The following is a 22,906-nucleotide window of genomic DNA, read 5'->3' as shown; positions in this document are numbered from 1 at the left end:
GCGGCGACGCCACCGCGGCGGGACCACTAGATGTGGACGGTCACGTCCGCATCCGCGCGCAGCTTCTGCGACAGCTCCTCCATCGCGCCGGCCTCCTTCTCGGCCCGCACCTGCTCCTCGACCTGGCCGCGCACCTGCTCCAGCGGCGGCAGCCCGCCACCGCCGGCCGCACCACCGCCGGACATCGCCTGCTGCTGCGCGACCTGCTCGTAGGCGGCCTGCACCTCGGCGTCGGTCGCCTCGAACACCCCGTACTCGTCGGTGATCAGCTTCTGGACGCTCAACTGCTTGTCGATCTGGTCCAGCACGGCCGCGCGGTCCAGGCCCTGCCCGCCCATCGCCTCGACGAACTCGTCGGTGCTGACCTGGTTGCGCTCGGCGAACACGGCCAACTCGGCCTGGATCTCCTCATCGGAAACCTCGATCCCCCGAGTGCCGGCCTCCTGCGTGAGCAGTTCGGTGCCGATCAACCCGTCGGTGGTCAGCTCCTTGAGCTGGGCCTCGTCGACGGGCTGGCCGGACATCTGGGCCTGCATGCTCATCTGCTGGTACTGGTTCTCGAACACCGACAGGAACTCGTCGCGTGAGATCTCGGTGCCGTTCACCTCGGCCACCGGGTCGGGGATGTCGGAGGTGTCGGGCCCGTCCGCGGACTGCTCGCTCTCCTGCCCGGGCTCAGCTGCCTGTTCGGACTGCTCGGCTGCTGCCTGCGTCTGGGCGGCGCCGCCCTCGTCGTCGTCGCCCCCGGCGCCGCACCCCGCGACCACCAGTACGAGTCCTGCGGCGGCGACCGCCGACCTCCATGTTCGTGAGCGCACTCGATCTCCTGACGTTGACGTGTGCGTGAAGCCGCGACGCTACACATCCGAGTTGAGCGGGAGCTGTGCACGAGACGCCAGCGGGTGCGGGCAGCGCGCCGTCACGCGCCGCCCGCACCCACGTCGGCGTCGGGGGCCGGCGTCGGGGGTCAGAATCGGAGGATCGCGCCCTCCGCCACGTCCTTCGGCAGGGAGTCCACCACGACCACCGATCCGGACGTGGCCAGGACCTGACCGACCGCGGTGTCCAGATCGTCGGGGCCGTGCTCGGCGGTGCAGCGACGACGGGTGAGCAGCAGCGTCTCGACGCGTCCCTCGCGGGCGGCGTGCAGGATGTCCGACCCGCCGCCTGCCAGTGCGCGACCGGCGCCGATCGCGTCACCGAAGCGTTCCGCGACCGCGTCGGACTGCCGTTGCATCGCCGGCCGGACCACCGCCCACGCGCGCTCGTGCAATTCGGCGGGCGACAGGGCGTCCGGGTTGCCGGCGGCCACCTCGTCCACCAGGTGTTCGTAGTTCAGGTACCCGCGGAACTGCGGGAGATGCTCGGTCACCGCCGCCAGGACGACGGGCCGCCGATCGTTGGGGCGCAGCGCCTCCTGCAGTCCCTTCGCGATCTGCCGCAGGAACTTCTCCCGCTGCACGTCCCCGACCTCGGCGCCCGTGCCGTGACTGTGCACCATCCCCCCGCCGGCCCTGTTCGCCCCGGGGCCGGCGCCGGCGGCCCCGCTGAACCGCTGCTGCTGGTGCGAGGGCGGCTGGATATCGCCGGCCATGTCGTCGATCGAGGACGGGATCGAGCCCAGGTCGAGCTCGCGGATAGTCGAGGCGGTGCCCTCGAGCAGGCGGACCTTGTTCTGACTGCCGGCGAGGACCAGGAACTCGCCGTCACCGACCGCGGCCGGCACGATCGGCCGGACGGCGAACCGGTCGCTCACGTGGACCGCCTCGGCGACGTCCGTGGACAGGCGGTACGCGCGCCAGAACCCCTTCGACGCGAACAGCGCGAGACCGTCGGACAGGCGCTGCCAGTACGCGTCGTCCTCCAACAGGGCGACCAGCGGGCCGAGGATCTCGTCGGACTCCTCCTGGGCCACGCCGTGCGCCTTGAGTCGGGTCTCGGCGTCCTTGATGAGCGACTTGGCGCGGATGGGGTTCTCGCGGACCTCTGCCCCGGCCCGGGCCGTGGGCAGGAAGATCGACACGGCCCGGCCGCTGGCGGTGCCCAGCTCGGCGAGGTCGGTCAAGGGGATCGGATCGACTTCTGCGGTGCGGGTGACATCAGCCATGACCCGACGCTACTGACCGCAGCGGCGCACGGGTAGGTCGTGACAGGGTTGTTGCGCGCCCGTGACCTTCGGGCCCGGGGCGTCCGCCGTGGATACCATCGCGGAAGTGACCGATGCGCCCGTGACCCCCGCGACGACCCGGCCGGTTAGCACCGCCCGGGTCCTCACCACCCTGATGGTCCCGATGTTCATGGCGCTGCTCGCGCTGTCGGTGATCAACGTGGCGCTGCCGGTGATCGGCACCGCGCTGGACTCGGATTCGCAGGGCCTGCAATGGGTGGTGTCCGGGTACGCGCTCGCGTTCGGGCTACTGCTCGTGCCGTCGGGGCGGCTGGGCGACGCGACCGGGCGCAAGCGCCTGTTCCTGGCGGGCGTGGCGGTGTTCGTCGGCGGCGCGGTGGTCGCCGGGTTCGCGCAGTCGATCGAGATGCTCAACCTGGCGCGCCTCATCCAGGGTGTGGGCTCGGGGATGCTCAACCCGCAGACGTTCGGCCTCATCCAGAAGTACTTCAGCGGCGGGGCGCGGGCGCGCGCGTTCGCCACGCTGGCCACGACGGTCTCCGTCGCCACCGCCTCCGGGCCGCTGGTCGGCGGGGTGCTCATCGAGGTCCTCGGCGACGACCTCGGCTGGCGCGCGATGTTCCTGGTCAATGTGCCGCTCGGCGTGCTGGCGCTGGTGTTGGGGTGGCGCTGGTTGCCCGACGACCGCCGCCTCCCGCCCGGCGAGGCGGGGCCCGACGTGGGCGGGTCCGCCGCGCGCGCCGGCGCCATGGCGCGGCTCGCCGCGCAGGGTGACGGTGGAGCGCGGGGTGATGAGGCCGCACGTAGGGGTGAAGCGGCACGTGGGGGTGAGAGTGGATACGACGACGAGGCCAGCCGCGCATCCAGGATCGCGGCCGCCGTGAACGCAGGCCTGCCGAGGCCTCGGCACCGGGGCCGGCGGGATCGCCTGGACCTCGACCCGGTCGGCATCGTTCTGCTCGGCGTGGCCGTGCTGTCGCTGATGCTGCCGTTCCTGACCCGTGGCGGGAACCTCGCCTACTGGGCCCTGGTGCCGGTGGGGCTGGGCCTCATGGCCGCGTTCGTCTGGTGGGAGCGGCGGTACGAGCGGATCGGGCGGCCTCCGCTGGTCAACCCGGACATCTTCCGGGATCCCGCGTTCCGCAACGGCATGGTCATCGTGTCGATCTACTTCGTGGGCGGCACGAGCCTGTGGATCGTCATGCCGATGTACCTGCAGTTCCACCTGGGTTACGCGCCCATCGATTCCGCGTTCGTCAGCCTGCCCGCTTCTGTGCTCGCGGCCATCTCGGCACAGGTGGCGGGGCGGTTCGTGCTCCAGCTCGGGCGGCGGATGGTCATCGGCGGCTTCTGCCTGACGATCACCGCGCTGCTCACGTTCATCCTGCTCGCGGGCGTGGTGGACTCCGGGGCGGTGAGCTATCTGATTTTCATGGTTCCCGCCGCGATGATGGGCACCGCGCAGGGCATGACCATCTCCCCCAACCAGACGCTCACCCTGCGCGCGGTGGATCCCGAATACGGTGGGGTCGCCGGCAGCATCATCTCGCTGGGCCAGCGCATGGGTACCGCGGTGGGCACGGCGATGGTGCCGGGCGTGCTGTTCTGGATCGTCGAAGAACGGGACGACTGGCTGCTCGCGTTCCGGGTGGCGCTCGGCGTGATCGCGGTGTTGGCCGCGGGCGCGTTGGCGTTCAGCATCGTCGACCGCCGCCGCGAAGTGCGCTGAGGCTGACCGGCCTCGGCCCTCACCGCTGACCGCCGTGTGCCCGGCCGGTATGGGTGCTACCCGATTTTTGCCACTGTCAGGAGGACGACCGAGTCCTCTTCAGCCTCGAGTCCGTGCCGACTGTCGGGGATCCGGAGCAGGTCCCCCGGTGAGCCGTTCCACGCGTCATTCTCGACAGTGAGCGACACCCTGCCCTGGAGGACGTAGACGGTGGCCTCCCCGGGGTTGTTGTGCTCGGTCAGGGCCGTTCCGGCGGTCAGCGCGATGAGCGTCTGGCGCATGACGTGCTCATGGCCGCCGAACACCGTGTCCGCACTGCGGCCACTCGTCGACTGTTGCGCGGTTGCCAACAGATTCCGCCCGAGCGCGGTCAGGGAGTTCTTCTTCATGTGGGTTCTCCTGTCTCCTACGACCCACTGTGCCAAGAGGGCGCAGGGTCCGTTGACGGAATGGCCCACTCGGATCACAAGGTTGCTGCCAGCTCCACGCCCTGCTTGATGGCGCGCTTCGCGTCGAGTTCGGCGGCCACGTCCGCCCCACCGATCACGTGGACACGCGAGCTCCGCCCGTGCGGGCCACGCTGCGCCTCCAGCCCGGCGACGAGATCGCGGACCGACTCCTGCCCTGCACACACGACGACCGAGTCGACCTGCACGACCCTCGAGAGTCCCTGCGCATCGCGGATGTGCAGCCCGTCGTCGTCGACCTTCACGTAGGTCACCCCTGTGTGCTTCCGCACGCCGCCGGCCTCGAGCTCGGCGCGGTGCACCCAGCCGGTGGTCTTGCCCAGGCCCCGGCCGATGCGGGAGGTCTTGCGCTGGAGCAGGTGCACCTCGTGGGCCGGCTCGGCGTGCACGGCAGTGCCCAGTCCCGCGCGCTCGAGCGCCGGATCGGTCACGCCCCAGTGGCGCCGCCACGCCTCCACATCCGTGGAGTGGCCGCTCGGTTCGCGGCCGTCGACGGCGATCCCGGGCCCGCCCGCCAGCAGGAACTGCGAGACGTCCACGCCGATGCCGCCGGCGCCGATCACCGCGACCCGGCGGCCGGGGGTACGCGCGCCGGTGAGCAGCTCGGGATAGGTCATGACCATGGGGTGATCGGCGCCGGGGATCGTGATCTCGCGCGGCCGCACCCCGGTGGCGATCACCACGTGGTCGAAGCCCGCGAGATCGTCCGGGTGGGCGCGGCGGCCGAGGTGCACCGGCACGCCGAGGACGTCCAGGCGCCGGCTGAAGTAGGCGATCGACGCCGCGAACTCCTCCTTGCCCGGCACGCGCATCGCGTAGCGGAACTGCCCGCCGAGCTCGTCCTCCGCCTCGAAGACCTCCACCGCGAGCCCGCGGGACGCGGCGGCCTCGGCGCACGCCAGCCCCGCGGGTCCCGCGCCGACCACCGCCACCCGACGCCGGGTGGGGGCCACGGTGAGCAGGAGCTCGGTTTCGCGGCCGGCGCGCGGATTGACCAGGCAGGAGGCACGTTTGTTGGCGAAGGTGTGGTCGAGGCAGGCCTGGTTGCAGGCGATGCAGATGTTGATCTCGTCGGCCCGCCCCTCGGCGACCTTGGCGGCGAACGCCGGGTCCGCCAGCAGCGGCCGCGCCATGGACACCAGGTCCGCCTGACCGCGGGCGATGATCTGCTCCGCGATGTCCGGAGTGTTGATGCGGTTGGACGCGATCACCGGGACACCGACGGTCTGCTTGAGCCGGGCCGTGAGGTCGACGAACGCGGCCCGCGGCACGGAGGTGACGATGGTGGGGATGCGGGACTCGTGCCAGCCGATGCCGGTGTTGAACACGTCGACACCAACGGCCTCGAGGCGCTGCGCGAGTTCGGCGGTCTCCTCCCACGACTGGCCGCCGTCGACCAGGTCGAGCAGGCTGATCCGGTACTGCAGCAGGAAGTCGCGGCCCACCTCGGCGCGGATGCGGCGCACGATCTCCTCTGGCAGCCGCATCCGCCTGCTCGCGGTGCCGCCCCACGAGTCGGTGCGGTCGTTGGTCCGGGCGGCGAGGAACTGGTTGATGAGGTAGCCCTCCGAGCCCATGATCTCGATGCCGTCATACCCCGCGCGCCGGGCCAGGCGGGCGGCCCGGACCCAGTCGTCGATCGTCCGCTCGACACCCCGGGCGCCCAGGGCGCGCGCTCTGAACATGCTGATCGGCGACTTGGTCGACGCGGCCGAGCGGACGAACGGCTGGTATCCGTAGCGGCCGGCGTGGAGGACCTGCAGGAGGATGTGGGCGCCCTCGGCATGGACGGCGTCGGTGAGGCCGCGGTGCTTGTCGGCCATCCGGCGCGAGGCCATCATCGACCCGGCCGGCAGCAGCCACCCCTCCACGTTGGGCGAGTACCCGCCGGTGACCATGAGGGCGGCCCCGCCGCGCGCCCTCTCGGCGAAGTAGGCGGTGAGCTCGGGCAGGTGCTTCGAGCGGTCCTCCAACCCGGTGTGCATGGACCCCATGACCACGCGGTTGCGCAGGGTGAGATGCCCGACGGCGAGGGGACTGAGGAGGTGAGAGTGACTGTGGCCCATGGGGGCTGATTCTGCCCGGTATCCGGTCCCCCGACACCGCCGTAGAGGAATTTTCGCTCACCGGGGCGTCCGGACCGCCCGTGGCGATGCGGGCCGATCAGGGGCACGCCCGAACATCGATCCGGAGGCGTCGCACGCCTTAACTGGACGAACGTCTGTGTGACGAGTCAGCAACTTGGGCGCCTGACCTGCAGTTTTGAGGGTGCACAAACTTGTGTCGCGGGGGTCGATAATGCGTCGATCTCGAAGAACTGACCTTATCCTCAGATTCGTGGCTTCCCTCGGTCACATGTCCTCCCCCGACGTTCCCCCAACCCCTCAGGAATCCCCTCAATGCGAACCATCGTCAGGCGGCGCATCGGCGCCGTCGCCGCCGCTGCCGCCACCTTCCTCGCCCTGGCCGCCCCCGTCACCGCCGCCCAGTCGCTCCAGTTCACCGTGGGCGCGCCCGCCCCCTGTGAGCAGGCGACCCCGGCGGAGACCGAGCAGGTGATCGCGGACATCCACGAGTACACCAACCGCGAGCGCGTCTCCCGCGGCCTCAACCCCGTCACGCGCCTCGCCAGCCTGGACCGGATCGCCCAGGACTGGAGCGAGCAGATGGCCAGCGTGGACAAGATGACCCACAACCCGCAGATCGAGACGCTGATGGAGATCACCTACGACGGATCTCCGCTGAGTGACGGGGACTGGAAGAGTTACGGCGAGAACGTGCTGCAGAACTGGTGCGGCGCCTCGGGCGAGGCGCTCGTCCAGCAGTGGATGAACTCGCTTCCGCACCGCCTCAACCTACTCAACCCGTTGCACACCCACCTCGGTGTGGGCGTGCAGGTCGCCGACAGCCGGAAGCTGTACTCCACCCAGAACTTCGCCCGACTGACCTGACCCCCGCGGCCCCCTCGGTCGTCGCCCCCTCCTACGGCGCCCCCACCCCCGGTCCACACCGGCGGCGGGGGCGCCGTCGTGTCGGCGCCGTCTCGCGCGCCGCCATACGAATGGGAATCGCATCGGTGTAACGCATGTGACTAGAGTGACGACAGAGGCAGGAGTGAACCGGCTCGGGTGGCACCGTCCGATCCGGCACACGCTCCACACGCAGGCCACGGCGCGAGCCGCGGCCCGAGGAAAGGACCATCGCGTGCGTCATCCCCTTCGTTCCGCCGTCGCCACCGGCGCGGCCGCCCTCCTGCTCGCCTCCGGCACTGGCACGGCGGCCGCGCAGGGCTCGCTGGAGCTCGCGCTGCCGGTCTTCGCCACCATCCCCGGCCTGGCCTCCCTCACCCCGGACGCCCCCGGGGCACGCTCCGCCCCGGCGGCCGACCCGGCTGCCGCGGCCGCGGACGATCTGCTGCCCGAGGAGATCAGGCTGATGGCGTTCGAGGGCAGCGTGGTGGCCGCCGTCAACGAGGCCCGCCTCGTGGTGGGCGCCGACCGGCTCGTCACCGACCCCCGACTCGAGGCGTCAGCCCGCGAGCGGGCCGCCCAGCTCGCCGCGGGCGACCCCACGACCGGCGAGGTGACCGTCCCCGCGGATGCGCGAGTCGACGCCGATACTCCCGGCGCGGACGCTCCCGGCGAGGCCGCGGACGTCGACCAGTCCGGCGACCGCACCGTTCTCGCGCTGCCCGCCGGCGCGACCCCGCAGAAGGCACTCTCGGCCCTGCTCGCCGACACCGGCATGCGCGAGCGGATGCTGGACGGCCGGTTCGTCCGAGTGGGCGTGGGCGTGGCCACCGCCGAGGACGGCACCGTGCACGTGGTGCAGGACTTCGCCCGCGACTGACTGCCGGACGATCGTCCAGCGGGGGTGGGGTGGATAACGCCCCTCCCCTGCTCACGGTGGTTACGGGGTGATGACGGCTGGCTTAGGGCTGGAGCCGGTTCCTACCGTTGCGCTCGGCGACCCGACAGTCGGGTCCCCAGCACCCGAAAGTTACCGACACTCGTGACCCGAGCCCTCCAGCACCTGCGTCGTGGCCTGATCCTGGCCGCCGCGGCTTCCGCCACCCTCGCCCTGAACGCGGCCCCGCAGGCCTCGGCCCAGGCGCCGCAGATCCAGCTGCCCCAGATCCACCTCCCGGGCCTGACGATCGGTTTCGCCAACCCCGCCCCCGCCGGCACCGCGCCGACGATCGACCCCGCCTCCGCCGAGTACCGGGCCCAGCTCGAGGGCGCCACCAACGCCGCCCGCACCGCACACGGCCTCGCCCCTCTCGCCGTCAACGGCGGCCTCACCGCGGTGGCCACCAACTGGAGCGGCACGCAGGCCGCGCAGAACCGCATGTTCCACAACCCGGACGTGGGCGCGCAGATCCCCGCCGGGTGGGGCCACTACGGCGAGAACGTGCTGCAGAACTACGCGCACGCCACCCCGCAGCAGCTGGTGGACCAGTGGATGGCCTCCCCCGGCCACCGCGTGAACCTGCTCAACCCGGGCCACACCTCGATGGGCGTCGGCGCCGCGGTGGCCGCGGACGGCAAGCTCTATGCCACCCAGGTCTTCGCCCGCTACTGAAGCGCCCAGCCCCCGCCCCGGACGCTCTTCTCGATGGGAGTCGTCAGGCCTGGACGCCGGCGAGCATCGCGTCGAGACCCTGCCGGAAGCGCCGATCGAACTCGACCGTCGGCGTCGCGGGGTCGGCGACCGTGAGGTTGTGGTGGGTCTGTTCCTCCAGGCTCAGGCCCACCACGTAGCCCGTCAGGGCCGTGGTCAACCCCGGCGCGCGGCCCTCGAGTCCGTGGCGGGAGCACGCCGCCTCGACCACCTCGGCGACCGGATTCACCGCACCCGCCGCCAGACCCAGCGCCACGATCTCGGCGCCGTCCGGAACGCCCGTGACGGCCGCGCGCAGCGCCTGACCCACCGCCCGTAGTTCGTCGGCGGCCGAGTTCCCCTCCCCGACGGGACCCATCGTCGCCAGGATGCGCTCCGCGACGACCGTGAGCAGCGCCTGCTTGGACGGAACGTGCCAGTACAGCGCGCTCGGTTGGACCCCCAGCCGGGTCGCCAACGTGCGCATCGACATGCCGGGTAGCCCCGACTCGCGGAGCAGTTCCAGGGCGGTGTCGACGACCGCCGTCTTTGTCAGGGCCACGGGCGCCGATCCTACCGGCCGACACAACCCTCTCCTGAACGCTGTACAAGTCGACGACCGTGCGCTAGCTTGAACGGCGTTCAATGAACGGCGTTCAGGAGGAACCATGGCCATCACGACCCCCCGCTGGCACGAGCTCGCGGATCACGTACTCGACGGCGGAGTCGTCACCGCGGCGGACGCCCTCGCCGTGCTCCGGTCCCCGGACTCCGAGCTCATGGAGGTGGTCGCGGCCGCGTCCCGGCTGCGGTTCCAGCACTTCGGCAACAAGGTCAAGGTCAACTACCTGGTCAACCTCAAGAGCGGCCTGTGCCCGGAGGACTGCTTCTACTGCTCGCAGCGGCTCAACTCCACCGCCGGCATCCTGCGCTACACCTGGCTCAACACCGAGGAGGCCGTCACCGCGGCCAAGGCGGGCATCGCGGCCGGCGCCTCCCGCGTGTGCCTGGTCGCCAGCGGCACCGGACCCAGCAATCGCGAGGTCGGCAAGGTCTCCGACATCATCGAGGCCATCAAGTCCGACACCCCGGGCGTCGAGGTGTGCGCCTGCCTGGGTGCACTGAAGGATGGCCAGGCGGAGAAGCTGTGCTCCAGCGGCGCCGACGCCTACAACCACAACCTCAACACGGCCGAGAGTCATTACGAGGACATCTGCACCACCCACACCTACGCCGACCGGGAGCACACGGTCGCCCAGGCCCACGGCGCCGGACTCTCGGCGTGCTCGGGCTTCATCGCGGGCATGGGTGAGACGCACGACCAGCTCGTCGAGCTCGCCTTCGACCTGCGCGCCAAGGGAGTCGACTCGATCCCGGTCAACTTCCTGCTGCCCTTCGACGGCACCCCGCTCGAGGGCGTGGACACCCTCAACCCGCGCGACTGCCTGCGCATCCTCGCGATGGTCCGCTTCGTCGCCCCCGACACCGAGATCCGGATGGCCGCCGGCCGCGAACGACACCTCGGCTACCTCCAGGGCATGGGCCTCTACGTGGCCAACTCGCTGTTCCTCGGCGACTACCTCACCAGCGAGGGCCAGCCCGGCGGCGAGGACCTCCAGATGATCGCCGACGCCGGCCTCGAGGTCCTCCAGATGGACCACCTGGCCGGGGACACCGGGGACGGGACGGTGGAGGCCGCCACCGCGAACGCGCCCGCGAATGCCGCCGGGCCGGCCACGCCCGTCGCCGCCACCGGGCGGGACAAAAAGGTGGCCATCCGCACCCGCGGGGCCGGCACCAGCGAGCCCGCGAACGCCTGACATGTCCGCCTCGGTCCACTCTCCCGGTGCCCGGGACCTCGTCGTCGTCGACACTCCCTCCTCCCCCTCCACCCCGGACGACGCCGCGGCGATGCTGGCCGCCGACGCCGGGCAGGACGCCACCACCGCGCTGCTCGCCGCCGACGCCGAGCACGTCTGGCACCCCTACGGCGGGTTTCCCGCGAGCACAGAGCCGCTGCCGGTCGTCTCCGCCTCGGGGGTCCGGCTGCGGCTGGCGGACGGGCGCGAGCTCATCGACGGGATGAGCTCGTGGTGGGCGGCCATCCACGGCTACCGGCACCCGCACCTCGATGCGGCCGCGCACCGCCAGGTCGACACGATGAGTCACGTGATGTTCGGCGGGCTCACGCACGCGCCGGCCGTCGAACTGGCGACCCGACTCGCCCGCATGGCGCCGGGCGAGCTGAACAAGGTGTTCCTCGCGGACTCGGGTTCTGTGTCCGTAGAGGTGGCCGCGAAGATGGCGATCCAGTACCAGCGCTCGCTCGGCCGCCCCGAACGCACCCGGCTGGCGACGTGGCGCGGCGGCTACCACGGCGACACCCTGTCGCCCATGAGTGTGTGCGACGCCGACGGCGGCATGCACTCGATGTGGCGCGGCGTGGTGGCCGAGCAGGTCTTCGCGCCCGCTCCGCCCGCCGACTACGACCCCGCTTACGTCGCCGAGCTCGAGCGGGTGATCCGGAGGAGCGCCGACGAGCTGGCGGGGATCATCGTCGAGCCGGTGGTCCAGGGCGCGGGCGGGATGCGCTTCCACCACCCCGGTTACCTGCGCGACCTGCGCCGGTTGGCCGACGAGACGGGCACGCTGCTCATCTTCGACGAGATCGCCACCGGCTTCGGCCGCACCGGTGAGCTGTGGGCTGCCGACCACGCGGGCGTCGCACCGGACGTGATGTGCGTGGGCAAGGCCCTGACCGGCGGGTATCTCACCCTCGCCGCGACGCTCACCACCGACCGGGTGGCCGAGGTCATCAGCGCCGGTGAGGCGGGGGGCCTGGCGCACGGGCCGACGTTCATGGGCAATCCGCTGGCGTGCGCGGTGGCGTGCGCGTCGCTGGACCTGGTGGAGGCCGGCGGGTGGCGGCGCGACGTGCCACGCATCGAGGCGCGCCTGCGCCACGGGCTGGCGCCCGCGCTCGACGTGCCCGGTGTGGTGGACGTGCGGGTGCTCGGGGCGATCGGGGTGATCCAGCTGGCCGCGTCGGTGGAGATGACGACGACGACAACAGCGATCACCTCGCACGGCGTGTGGCTACGCCCTTTCCGCGATCTCATCTACACGATGCCGCCGTACACCTCTACGGATGACGAGATCGATCGGATCTGTGCGGCGGCGGTGGCCGGGGCTGCAGCGGCGGGAGCGGGCCGATGATCGGGCAGAGCTCACCGGTCGGGGCAACGCCCGTCCTGAACCCCGAGCCCGACCTGAACCGCGCGCCCGACCGCTCCCCCGCGCTGGACTGGCTCGACGACGCCACCGCCGACCGGGCCGCCCGGCATGTGCGGCGGGTGCTGTCCCCCCGCGCGGCCGAGGACGGCGTGATCGACCTCGCCTCCAACGACTACCTCGGGCTGGGGCGGCACCCCGAGGTCGTGGACGCCGCCGTGGCGGCGACACGCCGCTGGGGTGCGGGCGCGACGGGATCAAGGCTGGTCACCGGCACGACGGAGGAGCATCTGGCGCTCGAGGACGAGCTCGCCGAGTTCACTGGCAAGCCCGCCGCGCTGGTGTTCTCCTCCGGGTACACCGCCAACCTCGGCGCCGTGGTGGCGCTGTCCGGGCGGGGATCGCTCATCGTCTCCGACGGTGGCTCGCACGCCTCGCTCGTGGACGCGTGCCGGCTCGCGAGGGCCCGCGTCGTCGTCGTCGACCGGGGGGACGTCGGCGCGGTGGCCCGGGCCCTGGCCGAGCGCACCGAGGAGCGCGCGCTGGTCGTCACCGACTCGGTGTACAGCGCCGACGGTGAGCTGGCTCCCCTGCTCGCATTGCACGGCGCCTCCCGCGCGCACGGCGCGGTCCTGCTGGTCGACGAGGCCCACGGCCTCGGCGTGCGCGGCGACCGCGGGCGGGGGCTCGTGGACGAACTGGGGTTGAGCAGGCACGAGGACGTGGTCGTCACGGCGACGCTGTCCAAGGCGCTCGGGTCGCAGGGCGGGGTGGTCCTGGCGTCCGAGCGGGTGCGCGAGCACCTCATCAGCAGCGCGCGCACCTTCATCTTTGACACCGGCCTCGCCCCCGCCGCGGTGGGCGCGGCCCGCGCAGCCCTCGGCGTCCTGCGCCGCGACCCCGGGCTCGCCTCGCGCGTGGTGGGGGTGGCCGAGCACCTGGCCGCGGTCACCGGCGCCGAGCAGCCACGCTCGGCGGTGGTGTCGGTGATCCTCGGCGACCCCGCCCGCGCGGTCTCCGCCGCCGGCAGGTGCCTCGAGCTGGGCGTCCGGGTGGGGTGCTTCCGCCCGCCGTCGGTTCCCGAGGGCACCGCGCGGCTGCGCCTCACCGCCCGGGCGGACCTCTCCGGCGCCGACCTCGCGCGGGCGAGCGACGTGCTGTCGCAGGTGTTGGGCGAGCACGGTCACCCGGTTGGCGCGGCCGCGCGGCTCGAGGGGGCCCGCGCATGACCACCTCGTTCGCCTCCGCGTCCCTGCCGGGTTCGCCCGGCTCCGCATCCCCGGCCGCCCCGGCGCCGATCGTCATCACCGGCACCGGCACGGACGTGGGCAAGACCGTCGCCACCGCCGCGCTGGCCGCCCACGGCCTGTCGGAGGGCCTGGACGTGGGGATCTGCAAGCCGATCCAGACGGGGCTGGGCCCGGGCGAGCCGGGCGACGCCCACGAGGCCGCGCGCCTGTCCGGTGTGCGGCGGGTGCTGGAGGTCCGTCGGCTGCCCGATCCGCTGGCGCCCGAGACCGCCGCCCGCGTCGCCGGCCTGCCGCAGTCCACGCTGCCCGAGTTGATCGATCCGATCCGCGCGTGGCTCCGCGCGCCCGGCGGGTCGGTGCCCAACGCCCCGGCGACCTCCGGACCTGCACGCGGGCGCCTGGATCTGGTCGAGGGCGCCGGCGGGGTGCTCGTTCGGCTCGGCACCGACCTCACCGTCCTCGACCTCGCGCGGTCGCTCGACGCCCCGGTGGTCGTGGTCGCGAGGGCCGGACTGGGCACGCTGTCGGACACCGAGCTCACCGTCCGCGCGATCGAGGCGGCGGGTCTGCGGTGCGCGGGGATCGTCATCGGGTCCTGGCCGGCCGACCCGGACCTCGCCGAGCGCTGCAACCTCGAGGATCTGCCCCGCCTGACCGGGGTTCCGGTGCTCGGCCGGGTGCCCGCGGGTGCAGGGGCGCTGTCGCAGGCCGAGTTCGGGCGGCGCGCACCGGGGTGGTTCGAGTCGGGGCCGGTGACCGCCCTCCGGCGGGACGACCCCAGCGCGCAGGTCACTCCTGCGGTCGGTACCTGACGGAGGCGGTGGGGCTGGCGGAGGCGGGGCTGGCGGAGGCGTCGGGAATCGGGGTGACAAGGACGGCGGCAGCCACGACGCCGTCGACCATCAACCACAGCTCGAGCAGGTCCCCCGCGCGCCGGCGCCGGACGGTCATCGTCGCCCCCGGTGTCACCGGGCGGAGGTACTCGATGACGACCCGGTGAGGACGCTGCAGCAGATCAGGGTGCTGGAGGAGTTCGTCTTCGACCACCGCCAGGTACGCGGCGTTGTTGACATGCTGCAGCGGGTCGAAGTCGGTGCTGCGCAGGAGGTGCGGCCTGTCCTGCGGCTCGCCGGGCCGCTCAGGTGGGCAGTCCTGCGTCAGGCCGGCCCACCGGAGGCGGTGGATGTCGGTGGTGCCGGCCAGGCTGGCCATGCCGGAGTCGCTGATCCGGGCGGGCAACCCGGCCGCGGTGACGTTGATCCAGAACGCCTCGGTCTCCACCAGCCCGCCACGGGCAGTCGGGGGGCCGGGTGCCGCGGTGCCGGGTGCTGGCATGCCGTCGGGGCCCTCAGGGTCCTCGGAGGCCTCGGAGTCCTCGACGGTCAGCCGCACGCGCATGTTCGCCCACCGGCTGGACAGGCCGGAGCACCACCGCTGGAGTCCGACGGTGGCCGGCCACGAGATCGGTTCGATCACGTCGATCACGGTTCGGCGCACGATCCAGAACGGGTCGGTCCGGGCATGACCGGTGGCGTCGAGGTTGTCCGCGGCGATGTCCTGGAGGTAGCGGGCGACGCTGTCCAGCCGGAGCCTGCGCTGGGGATCGACGTCGCCCGTCCGCACCCGCCGGCGAGTGGAGAATCCCGCCTCCGGCGAGGGCGGCGGTTCAAGGGCGTGCATTGACGCACCCCGATCGAGATCGTCCATTCGAGGGACCCCTTCCACACCGTCGAGCACCACAGCTCGCCGGCCACCGGGCACACAGAGCGGCGGACCGCTGTGCGGGTGAGCTCGGGCGGTGGTGAGAGCAGAGTACCGATCAACGGGCCGTGGCGGGAGCACTCGCTCGCGCCGATCCGGGCTCGTCCGATCCGAGTGCTCTCGGTGAACCTCCCTAGGCTGGTCAGCGTGACGTCTGACAACACCGGCCCAGAAGCCGACCCGGAAGTCGAGCCGGTGGCCGACCGGGGAACCGACCGGGACGGGAACCTCGTCGGCCGGAGCCTGGTACGCAGATCGGTGTCGGCTCTCGCGGTGGCCGGGCTCGCCTTCGTCGTCCCACTCCTGTTCTTCGTCCTGCTCGCGGAGGACGTGGCCGAGCAGGAGATCTTCCCCTTCGACCGACCGGTGATGCTGTGGCTTCATTCGGTGTCGACCCCCTCGCTCACGGCGGTGATGGAGGCGGTGACGCTGCTCGGGGGGATCGTCGTGGTCCCGGTGGCTGCGACCGGAGCGGCGGTGGCACTGTGGTGCCGCGACTCCCGGCGGAACGCCACGCTGCTGGCGGCGGCGGTCGTCGGATCGACACTGCTCAACACCGCGCTCAAATCGGTCTTCCAGCGGTCCCGGCCCGATTTCTGGGAACACCTCGTCACGGAGAACTCCTACTCGTTCCCGAGCGGCCATGCGATGGCCAGCATGGCGCTCGCGGCGTCGCTGGTGGTCCTGGCCTGGGGGACGCGGTGGAGGTGGAGGGCCGTGGTCGCGGGGGCGGTGTACGTGCTCGCCGTCGGGGTCTCGCGGATGTACCTGGGAGTCCACTACCCGAGCGACGTGATCGCGGGCTGGTGCGTATCCGTGCTGTGGGTCGCGGTGGTCGTCATGGTCCTGGATCGCATCGTCCTGGATCGCATCGAGGCGTGGCACCACCGGCGGGGCGGCGGTACCGATCTGCTCGCCCGAACACCCCGTCGGGAGCGCTGAGTGCCGGCCACCCCCATCACCGTCGAGGTCCCGCCGCACAGTTCGGGTCACAGATGCCCTTCAGTGCCGCTGAGCAGGTAGAATCGGCTGCACGTCGACGCAAGGAGACTGTGTGGCCACCCGCATCCGCCCGACCACCGACCAGGCACTCGCAGGAGCCGCCGCCGGCCATCGCATGGCCGGCATGGAGCCGTCACCCGAGGCCCTCGAGATCACCCGCCGGTTCGCCGACGGGCTCCTCACCCGCGACCGGGCTCTCGCCGAGATCCGCGCCGCGGTGCGTGAGCGCACCGCTCCCTGACGCTGCCCTCACGCCCATGAACCCCCGAGATCCGTACAAGGAACCCTCGGGGGTTCTGCGTAACCGGCTGGGCATCTCCGACCCCGCCGAGCTGGCGGAATACGAGCGCGACCTGGCCTTCTTCCGGGTCGTGGAACTGGAACTCAGCCCGCTGGAGGGTCGATTCGATTTCGAGCACCTCCGCGCGATCCACCGCTACATCCTCCAGGACATCTTCGACTGGGCCGGCGAGCTCCGCACCGTCGACACCCGCGCCCTCGGCATCCCTCATGCCCGCCCGCAGTTCCTGCCCGACGAGCTCGACCGGGTCTTCCGGCAGATCTCCACGCGACCGCCCAGCACCACCGACCCCGACGCGGCCACCGACACCATCGCCGGGCACTGGTCCGAGCTCACCCTCGTACACCCGTTCCGCGACGGGAACAGTCGCACGCAGCGAGTCTTCTTCGACCAGATGTTCCGCCACGCCGGGTGGGCCGTCAACTGGGCCGGCATCGACGCCTCAGCGGCCCACGCCGCCCGTCACATGTCGGTGTACGGGCGGCCGGACTACCTCGCCGACCAGCTCAGACACGCCGTCCACCCGGCCACCGAGCTCGCCGAGGGCCGCCTGGCCACCACCCTGGGCAACCGCTCGCTGCTCGACTCCTCCGCGCACTTCCGCGCCATGCGCGAGCACCACAGGGCCGCGGTCATCACGCCCTACGGCTGCCCTGGGCTACTGACTGTCGCCAGGGCTCCCCACCCGGCTCCCCACCGCGTCGTCGCGCCCGGTCAGGACAGGTCGAGGAAGCTGCGCAGGTCGTCGAAGGACTCGCGCACCACCGAGTAGTGCGCCCACTTGCCGCGCTGCTCGCGGACCAGCAACCCGGCCTCGACGAGCTTCTTGAGATGGTGGCTGATCGTCGGCTGGCTGATGTCGACCACTTCGAGGAGGTCGCACGCGCACACCGAGTCACACCCCTGAGCCGCGATATGCGACAACAGGCGCAGCCGCATCGGGTCCGCGAGCGCCTTGAGTCGCGCCGACATCCGCTCGGCGGTGGGAGCGTCCACCGGCCCCGCCGACATCGAGCAACACGCGTCCTGCACCGGCGCCGACAGGCCGGGTTCCACTGTTGTCATCGTCCACCTCACCTGACCCCGAAGATACATTGACACTCACCGATATGTCAGCCTAGCCTCCCCATAGACAATCATCGATCTAAGGACGTTCCCCCGGATGAGCACCATGATGACCGGGCCCGGCGTGGCACCGGTCGCCAAGAAGATGTCGTTCCTCGACCGCTGGCTGGCCCTCTGGATCCTCACGGCGATGGCCGTCGGGCTACTGCTCGGACGGTTCATCCCCGGCCTAGACCGAGCGCTGGATTCGGTGAAGATCGGCGGGATCTCCGTCCCGATCGCCATCGGCCTGTTGGTGATGATGTACCCGGTCCTCGCGAAGGTCCGTTACGACGAGACCCACCGGGTCACCGGTGACCGGAAACTGCTCACGCTGTCGCTGTTCCTCAACTGGATCGCCGGTCCGGCGTTCATGTTCACCCTCGCGTGGGTCTTCCTACCCGACCTGCCGGAGTTCCGTACCGGGCTGATCATCGTGGGCCTGGCCCGCTGCATCGCCATGGTGTTCATCTGGAACGACCTGGCCTGCGGCGACCGGGAGGCCGCGGCGGTGCTGGTGGCGATCAACTCGGTGTTCCAGGTCGTGGCGTTCGGCGCCCTGGGCTGGTTCTACCTCCAGCTTCTGCCCTCCTGGCTGGGGCTGGAGACCACGACGGCCGAGTTCTCGGTGTGGGCGATCGTGCTCTCGGTGCTGGTGTTCCTCGGTATCCCGCTGTTGGCCGGCTTCCTCACCCGAGTGTTCGGTGAGCGGGCCAAGGGCCGGGAGTGGTACGAGGAGACGTTCCTCCCCCGGATCGGCCCGTGGGCCCTGTACGGGCTGCTGTTCACGATCGTGTTGCTGTTCGCCATGCAGGGCGATGCCATCACCTCCCAGCCGCTCGACGTGGCGCGGATGGCCGTGCCCCTCCTGCTGTACTTCGTCCTCATGTTCCTCGTCAGCCTGTTCGCCTCGCGGGCGGTGGGGTTGAACTACGCGAAGTCGACCAGCGTGGCCTTCACCGCGTCGGGCAACAACTTCGAACTGGCGATCGCGGTGTCGATCGGCACCTTCGGCATTGCGTCCGGCCAGGCCCTCGCGGGCGTGGTCGGGCCGCTCATCGAGGTCCCGGTCCTCATCGGGCTCGTCTACGTCGCCCTGTGGGCCGGACCGAGACTCTTCCCGGGCGACCCGACCCTGCCCGATCGTTCGGTGACCGGGACCCGCTCATGACCGGGGAGCAGCAGGCGCATCACGTCCCCAGCGTTCTGTTCGTGTGCGTGAAGAACGGCGGCAAATCCCAGATGGCGGCGGCGCTCATGCGCCTGCACGCTGGCGACGCCGTCGCAGTCCATTCGGCGGGCACCGCGCCCGGCTCGGCGGTCAACGCGCTCGCCGCGGAGGCGGTCGCCGAGGTCGGCGCCGACATGTCCGGCGAGACCCCCACGGCCGTCGACCCCGACCTGGTGCGACAGGTGGACCGGGTGATCGTCCTGGGCGACGAGGCCGCCGGGGAGATCGACGACGACGAGGTCAGCGCGCTCGAAATCTGGCGCACCGACGAGCCGTCGCACCGGGGCATCGAGGGCATGGAGCGGATGCGTCTGGTCCGCGACGACATCGATCGTCGCGTGCGCGCCCTGCTCGCCGACCTCGTCGACACCAGGCCCCGGGTGCTGTTCGTCTGCGTCCACAACGCCGGGCGCTCCCAGATGGCCGCCGGCTACCTGTCCCACCTGGCCGGAGGACGAGTCGACGTCCTGTCGGCCGGGTCGGCACCCAAGGATCAGATCAACCCGGTCGCCGTCGAGGCGATGGCCGAGGACGGCGTCGACATCACCTCGGCCACGCCGAAGGTCCTCACCACCGACGCCGTCCGCGCGTCCGACGTGGTCATCACCATGGGCTGCGGCGATGCGTGCCCGGTCTTCCCCGGCAAGCGGTACGAGGACTGGGAGCTGGCGGACCCGGCGGGCCAGGGAATCGAGGCCGTCCGGCCGATCCGTGACGCGATCAAGCGGCGGGTCAGCGCGCTGATCTCCGAACTGCTCGAGACCGAGTCGTAGCGGACGGGCAGGGGGCAGGCCCGCTCCCCCGGGCCACCTCGCCGACCGGGCGGTTTCAGCCGACGTGCCAGTGACGGCGGATGAGCTCCTCCCGGTCGGCGTCGCCGTTTCCGGAGTCGCCCACCTCGTCGTCGTCGCCGTTTCCGGAGTCGCCCACCTCGTCGTCGTCATCACCGCGTAGCCCCGCGAGCACCGAGTCGATGAGCGCGGCGGGGAACACACCGTCGGCCTCGAACATCTCTCGCTCGGCCTCCAGCACGTCGGCCGACTCCGCGCACGAGGTGGGCAGGGTCTCGAAGTCCTCGCCGACGTCGGCGTTGAGGCGCTCGGCCTGCTCCAGGCTGCCCGGGTCGTCGAGCCCGCGCCTGGCCGCCACTGCCATGCCCGCCAGGAGCAGGTGCACGTCGGCTGAGCCGTCGCCGAGCCGGAACTCGACGGTCTGGGGGTGCGTGGCGGGCTCGGGGATCGGCTCGGAGCTGCCGGGGTTGGCGTGGGCGACCATGTCGGCCAGGACGTCGCCGCCCCAGGCCAGCGGGACCCGGACCAGGCCGGTACGGTCCTGCATCCCCCAGCAGATGTCCTCGGGCGACTCGTCGCCCTCGGCGAACCGCAGGTAGGAGGTGGGGACGGTGTTGCCGAACGCGGACAGTGCCCGGGCGGCCGAGAGGTAGCCGGCGATCAGTCTGCGCGCGGTGTCGGTGATGCCGGCGTCGTCGACGATGACGTTGGTGCCGTCGCGCACCAGGCGGCTGTGGATGTGCAGTCCGTTGCCCGCGCCGTCGCCGCTCACCAGCGGGGCGAAGGTCGCCTCGAGGCCGTGGGCGTAGGCGACCTGACGCACCACCCACTTGGTCAGGACGATGCCGTCGGCGGCCTGCTCCAGGGGGACGGGCTGGAGTTCGATCTCGTGCTGGACCAGCTGTCGGTCGTCCTCCAAGATGTTGCCGACCTCGCCGTGGACGTACTTCATCGCGACCCCCATCTCGCGCAGGTGCCCCAGCACCTGCTCGCGGACCCGCTCGTGCTTGGAGAAGGGCGCCGACTCCTGGTAGCCGCGTTCGGACTCGACGGGGTAGATCGGCTCGGGCTCGGCGGCGAGGTAATACTCCAGCTCACCGAACGCCTCGAGCGTCATGCCGGTCTCCCGTGTCAACACCTCAGCGGCGCGGCGCACGACCTGCTCGCGCGCGTAGGGCAGCGGCGTGCCGTCGGGAGCATAGAACGAGCAGAGCACGTCGAGGGAGGTCCGCTCGCCGAAGGGGTTGAGGAAGGCGGTGCGGTGGCGCGGGACGATGTAGACGTCGCTGGCCTCGGTGTCGGTGCCGGGGAAGACGCTCGAGCCGTCCACCCGCTCGCCGCGGGTGAGCACCTCGTGGAGGTGCTCGCGCGAGTTGATGGGGAAGGCGAGGGTCTTGAGCCGGCCGTCGCCGCCGACGTAGCGGAGGTTGACCTGGCTCAGCTCGAGCTGTTCGGCGGCCCGCACGAGGTCGGCGGCGGTGAAGTCGGCCGTCGGTGTGCCGAGTAGTCGGACGAGCGGGTGGGGTTCCAGTGCGTCGATGGCCATGCCCCGTTCTACCAGCGGCGGGGCCCGGGCGCCTCCGGTCGACCGGGCGTCCGCGCGGCCGGGGACGCGCCGTCGTTGACGAGCCCGATGTGTCAGTCCAGCTCTCTAGACGAGACCCGGCTCCAGCGGTGCCGACGACGTCCGGGTCGACGGTGCTCGATCTCCTGGTAGTCGAACACCGGTAGTGAGAGTCTGAAGCGGATCGCGGCCACTCGCAGACCGAACCCCACGACCAGAGTGATCGCCGCGCCCCAGTTCTCCGGGACGCCCGCAGCCGCGAGACCCACGTAGACGAGCGCGGCCAGGATGGCGACACTGGCGTACAACTCGTGCCGGAACACGAGCGGCACCCGGTCGCACAGCAGGTCACGCATGACTCCCCCGAACACGCCCGTGATGACCGCGGCAGCGACGGCGATGACGACGCCGTGGCCCATCTCGAGGGCGATCCGGGCACCGAAGATCGCGAAGACGGTCAGTCCGAGTGCGTCGAGTCCGAGGAAGAGCACCCTGAAGTGCCGCATGAGCGGGGCGACGAACACGGTCACGACCGCGGCCAGCGCGACGAGCGCGAGGTAGGACGGATTCTCCACCCAGATGAGCGGATAGTGGCCCAGCAGGACGTCCCGGATCGAGCCACCGCCGATGGCCGTGACGCACGCGACGATCACCACCCCGAACAGGTCCATGCGCTCGCGACCGGCGGCCAGCGCGCCGGTCATCGCCTCGGCTGTGATACCGATGAGGAACAGTATGGTGAGGAATTCCATGGGTTCGGCGCGCTACGAGAACCAGAGGTCGGCGAGCAGTTCGATCGACCGGTTCCGCACGGCCGGGTCGTAGGCGTAGGTGACGGTGATGAGCTCGTCGGCGTCGGTGCGCTCGACGAACTGCTCGAGCTGCGCCTTGACCGTCGCGGGCGAGCCGACGGCGCTGATCTCGAGCATCGCGGGCGTGCTGCCGGCGAACTCCGACGGGTCGACGGGCGGCTGGATCTTGCGGCTGCGCCCGGCCCGCAGGTCGAGGAACATCTGCTGCAGGGTGGTGAACTGCCGCTGCGCCTCCTCGTCCGTGTCGGCGACGACGACGTTGATGCCGGCCATCACCTGGGGCTTGTCGATGCGCGCGGTGGGCGCCTCGGTGCTGAACGAGTCGCGGTAGACGCGGATGGCGTCGTCGATCTGGTCGGGCGCGAAGTGGGAGGCCAGCGAGAACGGCAGTCCCAGCTGCCCGGCGATGGAGGCGCCGTTGACGGTGGAGCCGAGCACCCAGATCGGCACCTCCGTGTTCTGCGAGACCGACGACAGGATCGGGGTGCTCCGCGCCGTGCCCTCCTCGCCGAACCAGCCCTGCAGGTCGTAGATGTGCCGGGCGAAGGCCTGCGGCTCGGCAGACGAGCGGCTCAGCGCCTGGGCGGTCATGCCGTCGGTGCCGGGCGCGCGGCCGAGGCCCAGGTCGATGCGGTCGCCGTGGATGTTGGCGAGGGTGCCGTACTGCTCGGCCACCATGAGCGGGGCGTGGTTGGGCAGCATGACGCCGCCGGAGCCGACGCGGATCCGCTCGGTCACCGACGCGGCCTGGGAGATGAGCAGCGCCGTGGCGCTGGAGGCGAGGTTGGGGGTGTTGTGGTGCTCGGCGAACCACAGGCGCGAGTAGCCGAGCCGGTCGGCGAGTGTGGCGGACTCCATCGAGGCGGCGATGCCCTCACGCGCGGTGGAGCCTTCCGAGATGGAGACCAGGTCGAGGATGCTCAAGGGGACCGACAC

23 protein-coding genes and 1 pseudogene are annotated in these 22,906 nt (G+C 71.4%); 14 read left to right on the top strand and 10 right to left on the bottom strand.

The features are described from left to right. Positions 1-26: 26 nt before the first annotated feature. Complete coding sequence (locus tag AB5G72_RS02330; RefSeq protein ID WP_440220862.1) at positions 27-818, bottom strand: SurA N-terminal domain-containing protein; 792 nt, start codon at positions 816-818, stop codon at positions 27-29. A 149-nt stretch (positions 819-967) separates the two neighbouring features. After that, positions 968-2,107, bottom strand: a complete 1,140-nt coding sequence (locus tag AB5G72_RS02325) for a baeRF3 domain-containing protein (protein WP_067716212.1) — start codon at positions 2,105-2,107, stop codon at positions 968-970. A gap of 106 nt (positions 2,108-2,213) precedes the next feature. Between AB5G72_RS02325 and AB5G72_RS02320 the strand changes: the two genes are divergently transcribed. Continuing rightward, complete coding sequence (locus tag AB5G72_RS02320) at positions 2,214-3,857, top strand: MFS transporter (protein ID WP_271799210.1); 1,644 nt, start codon at positions 2,214-2,216, stop codon at positions 3,855-3,857. A gap of 56 nt (positions 3,858-3,913) precedes the next feature. On the opposite strand, the gene AB5G72_RS02315 is transcribed toward AB5G72_RS02320, so the two are convergent. Both AB5G72_RS02315 and AB5G72_RS02310 read right to left on the bottom strand, forming a co-directional pair. Further along, a complete protein-coding gene (locus tag AB5G72_RS02315) occupies positions 3,914-4,246 on the bottom strand; it encodes a cupin domain-containing protein (RefSeq protein ID WP_067716210.1) in 333 nt (110 codons plus the stop codon). Positions 4,247-4,320: 74 nt separating this feature from the next. After that, the gene (locus AB5G72_RS02310; protein ID WP_268091560.1) at positions 4,321-6,390 is read right to left on the bottom strand and encodes an NADPH-dependent 2,4-dienoyl-CoA reductase; all 2,070 of its coding nucleotides are present in this window, start codon (positions 6,388-6,390) and stop codon (positions 4,321-4,323) included. A 333-nt stretch (positions 6,391-6,723) separates the two neighbouring features. Between AB5G72_RS02310 and AB5G72_RS02305 the strand changes: the two genes are divergently transcribed. The 3 genes from AB5G72_RS02305 to AB5G72_RS02295 all read left to right on the top strand — a co-directional run bounded on the left by AB5G72_RS02305 (position 6,724) and on the right by AB5G72_RS02295 (position 8,905). Beyond that, the gene (locus AB5G72_RS02305; protein WP_256821095.1) at positions 6,724-7,275 is read left to right on the top strand and encodes a CAP domain-containing protein; all 552 of its coding nucleotides are present in this window, start codon (positions 6,724-6,726) and stop codon (positions 7,273-7,275) included. Between the two features lie 253 nt (positions 7,276-7,528). After that, positions 7,529-8,173 (top strand): CAP domain-containing protein, encoded by a 645-nt coding sequence (locus tag AB5G72_RS02300; protein WP_440220861.1) that lies wholly within the window; start codon positions 7,529-7,531, stop codon positions 8,171-8,173. Positions 8,174-8,335: 162 nt separating this feature from the next. Further along, entirely contained in the window at positions 8,336-8,905 is a 570-nt protein-coding gene (locus AB5G72_RS02295; protein WP_007628333.1) for a CAP domain-containing protein, read from the top strand. Between the two features lie 43 nt (positions 8,906-8,948). Here the strand turns inward: AB5G72_RS02295 and AB5G72_RS02290 are convergent, their stop codons facing one another. Then, complete coding sequence (locus tag AB5G72_RS02290; RefSeq protein WP_119193052.1) at positions 8,949-9,485, bottom strand: TetR family transcriptional regulator; 537 nt, start codon at positions 9,483-9,485, stop codon at positions 8,949-8,951. Between the two features lie 106 nt (positions 9,486-9,591). Here AB5G72_RS02290 and bioB point away from each other — a divergent pair, with 106 nt between their 5' ends. The 4 genes from bioB to bioD are packed head-to-tail and all read left to right on the top strand — an operon-like array spanning position 9,592 to position 14,216. Beyond that, the gene (gene bioB, locus AB5G72_RS02285) at positions 9,592-10,743 is read left to right on the top strand and encodes a biotin synthase BioB (protein ID WP_440220860.1); all 1,152 of its coding nucleotides are present in this window, start codon (positions 9,592-9,594) and stop codon (positions 10,741-10,743) included. A 1-nt stretch (position 10,744) separates the two neighbouring features. After that, on the top strand, positions 10,745-12,139 hold the full coding sequence (locus AB5G72_RS02280) for an adenosylmethionine--8-amino-7-oxononanoate transaminase (RefSeq protein ID WP_440220859.1): 1,395 nt from the start codon (positions 10,745-10,747) through the stop codon (positions 12,137-12,139). After that, on the top strand, positions 12,136-13,383 hold the full coding sequence (locus AB5G72_RS02275) for an 8-amino-7-oxononanoate synthase (RefSeq protein ID WP_440220858.1): 1,248 nt from the start codon (positions 12,136-12,138) through the stop codon (positions 13,381-13,383). Before AB5G72_RS02280 ends, AB5G72_RS02275 begins: the two co-directional genes overlap by 4 nt. Next, complete coding sequence (bioD, locus tag AB5G72_RS02270) at positions 13,380-14,216, top strand: ATP-dependent dethiobiotin synthetase BioD (RefSeq protein WP_440220857.1); 837 nt, start codon at positions 13,380-13,382, stop codon at positions 14,214-14,216. The genes AB5G72_RS02275 and bioD overlap by 4 nt, the downstream gene beginning before the upstream one ends. On the opposite strand, the gene AB5G72_RS02265 is transcribed toward bioD, so the two are convergent. Beyond that, a complete protein-coding gene (locus AB5G72_RS02265; protein ID WP_440220856.1) occupies positions 14,194-15,111 on the bottom strand; it encodes an acyl-[acyl-carrier-protein] thioesterase in 918 nt (305 codons plus the stop codon). The genes bioD and AB5G72_RS02265 overlap by 23 nt on opposite strands. A 201-nt stretch (positions 15,112-15,312) precedes the next feature. Here AB5G72_RS02265 and AB5G72_RS02260 point away from each other — a divergent pair, with 201 nt between their 5' ends. The 3 genes from AB5G72_RS02260 to AB5G72_RS02250 all read left to right on the top strand — a co-directional run bounded on the left by AB5G72_RS02260 (position 15,313) and on the right by AB5G72_RS02250 (position 17,240). Then, positions 15,313-16,107, top strand: coding sequence for a phosphatase PAP2 family protein (locus AB5G72_RS02260; protein ID WP_335672454.1), 795 nt, complete (start codon positions 15,313-15,315; stop codon positions 16,105-16,107). 112 nt (positions 16,108-16,219) lie between these two features. Further along, positions 16,220-16,408, top strand: a complete 189-nt coding sequence (locus AB5G72_RS02255; RefSeq protein ID WP_067716182.1) for an antitoxin VbhA family protein — start codon at positions 16,220-16,222, stop codon at positions 16,406-16,408. 16 nt (positions 16,409-16,424) lie between these two features. After that, positions 16,425-17,240 carry a Fic/DOC family protein gene (locus AB5G72_RS02250; protein WP_440220855.1) on the top strand — a complete coding sequence of 272 codons (816 nt, stop codon included), beginning with the start codon at positions 16,425-16,427 and terminating at the stop codon, positions 17,238-17,240. On the opposite strand, the gene AB5G72_RS02245 is transcribed toward AB5G72_RS02250, so the two are convergent. Next, positions 17,183-17,533: an ArsR/SmtB family transcription factor gene (locus tag AB5G72_RS02245; protein ID WP_067716176.1), complete on the bottom strand. Its 351-nt coding sequence runs from the start codon at positions 17,531-17,533 to the stop codon at positions 17,183-17,185. The genes AB5G72_RS02250 and AB5G72_RS02245 overlap by 58 nt on opposite strands. Positions 17,534-17,630: 97 nt before the next feature. Between AB5G72_RS02245 and arsB the strand changes: the two genes are divergently transcribed. From arsB to AB5G72_RS02230, 3 genes and pseudogenes are all read left to right on the top strand, one after another. After that, complete coding sequence (gene arsB, locus AB5G72_RS02240) at positions 17,631-18,743, top strand: ACR3 family arsenite efflux transporter (RefSeq protein ID WP_067716174.1); 1,113 nt, start codon at positions 17,631-17,633, stop codon at positions 18,741-18,743. Continuing rightward, positions 18,740-19,144 (top strand): annotated as a pseudogene (locus tag AB5G72_RS02235) (arsenate-mycothiol transferase ArsC); the annotation flags it as partial. The gene arsB and the pseudogene AB5G72_RS02235, both read left to right, overlap by 4 nt. After that, the gene (locus AB5G72_RS02230) at positions 19,142-19,576 is read left to right on the top strand and encodes an arsenate reductase ArsC (RefSeq protein WP_440221454.1); all 435 of its coding nucleotides are present in this window, start codon (positions 19,142-19,144) and stop codon (positions 19,574-19,576) included. The pseudogene AB5G72_RS02235 and the gene AB5G72_RS02230, both read left to right, overlap by 3 nt. Positions 19,577-19,631: 55 nt before the next feature. Here the strand turns inward: AB5G72_RS02230 and AB5G72_RS02225 are convergent, their stop codons facing one another. From AB5G72_RS02225 to AB5G72_RS02215, 3 genes are all read right to left on the bottom strand, one after another. After that, positions 19,632-21,140, bottom strand: a complete 1,509-nt coding sequence (locus tag AB5G72_RS02225; protein ID WP_440220854.1) for a glutamine synthetase beta-grasp domain-containing protein — start codon at positions 21,138-21,140, stop codon at positions 19,632-19,634. Between the two features lie 92 nt (positions 21,141-21,232). After that, complete coding sequence (locus AB5G72_RS02220) at positions 21,233-21,910, bottom strand: trimeric intracellular cation channel family protein (RefSeq protein WP_440220853.1); 678 nt, start codon at positions 21,908-21,910, stop codon at positions 21,233-21,235. 12 nt (positions 21,911-21,922) lie between these two features. Further along, positions 21,923-22,906 (bottom strand): LLM class flavin-dependent oxidoreductase, encoded by a 984-nt coding sequence (locus AB5G72_RS02215; protein ID WP_440220852.1) that lies wholly within the window; start codon positions 22,904-22,906, stop codon positions 21,923-21,925.

Origin of the sequence: Dietzia sp. MNB45 (assembly GCF_051994785.1) — a bacterium.
GTDB classification, from domain to species: domain Bacteria; phylum Actinomycetota; class Actinomycetes; order Mycobacteriales; family Mycobacteriaceae; genus Dietzia; species Dietzia kunjamensis.
Note: the sequence above shows the minus strand (reverse complement) of the source record. Positions and strands in the feature narration are given on the sequence as shown.

Excerpts from the sequence above, each read along its gene's own strand:
- bioB (WP_440220860.1), top strand. The coding sequence starts at position 9,592 with ATGGCCATCACGACCCCCCGCTGGCACGAGCTCGCGGATCACGTACTC.
- AB5G72_RS02280 (WP_440220859.1), top strand. The coding sequence starts at position 10,745 with ATGTCCGCCTCGGTCCACTCTCCCGGTGCCCGGGACCTCGTCGTCGTC.
- AB5G72_RS02245 (WP_067716176.1), bottom strand. The coding sequence starts at position 17,533 with ATGACAACAGTGGAACCCGGCCTGTCGGCGCCGGTGCAGGACGCGTGT.
- AB5G72_RS02315 (WP_067716210.1), bottom strand. The coding sequence starts at position 4,246 with ATGAAGAAGAACTCCCTGACCGCGCTCGGGCGGAATCTGTTGGCAACC.
- AB5G72_RS02275 (WP_440220858.1), top strand. The coding sequence starts at position 12,136 with ATGATCGGGCAGAGCTCACCGGTCGGGGCAACGCCCGTCCTGAACCCC.
- AB5G72_RS02265 (WP_440220856.1), bottom strand. The coding sequence starts at position 15,111 with ATGGACGATCTCGATCGGGGTGCGTCAATGCACGCCCTTGAACCGCCG.
- AB5G72_RS02305 (WP_256821095.1), top strand. The coding sequence starts at position 6,724 with ATGCGAACCATCGTCAGGCGGCGCATCGGCGCCGTCGCCGCCGCTGCC.
- AB5G72_RS02220 (WP_440220853.1), bottom strand. The coding sequence starts at position 21,910 with ATGGAATTCCTCACCATACTGTTCCTCATCGGTATCACAGCCGAGGCG.
- AB5G72_RS02250 (WP_440220855.1), top strand. The coding sequence starts at position 16,425 with ATGAACCCCCGAGATCCGTACAAGGAACCCTCGGGGGTTCTGCGTAAC.
- AB5G72_RS02310 (WP_268091560.1), bottom strand. The coding sequence starts at position 6,390 with ATGGGCCACAGTCACTCTCACCTCCTCAGTCCCCTCGCCGTCGGGCAT.
- AB5G72_RS02325 (WP_067716212.1), bottom strand. The coding sequence starts at position 2,107 with ATGGCTGATGTCACCCGCACCGCAGAAGTCGATCCGATCCCCTTGACC.
- bioD (WP_440220857.1), top strand. The coding sequence starts at position 13,380 with ATGACCACCTCGTTCGCCTCCGCGTCCCTGCCGGGTTCGCCCGGCTCC.
- AB5G72_RS02225 (WP_440220854.1), bottom strand. The coding sequence starts at position 21,140 with ATGGCCATCGACGCACTGGAACCCCACCCGCTCGTCCGACTACTCGGC.
- arsB (WP_067716174.1), top strand. The coding sequence starts at position 17,631 with ATGAGCACCATGATGACCGGGCCCGGCGTGGCACCGGTCGCCAAGAAG.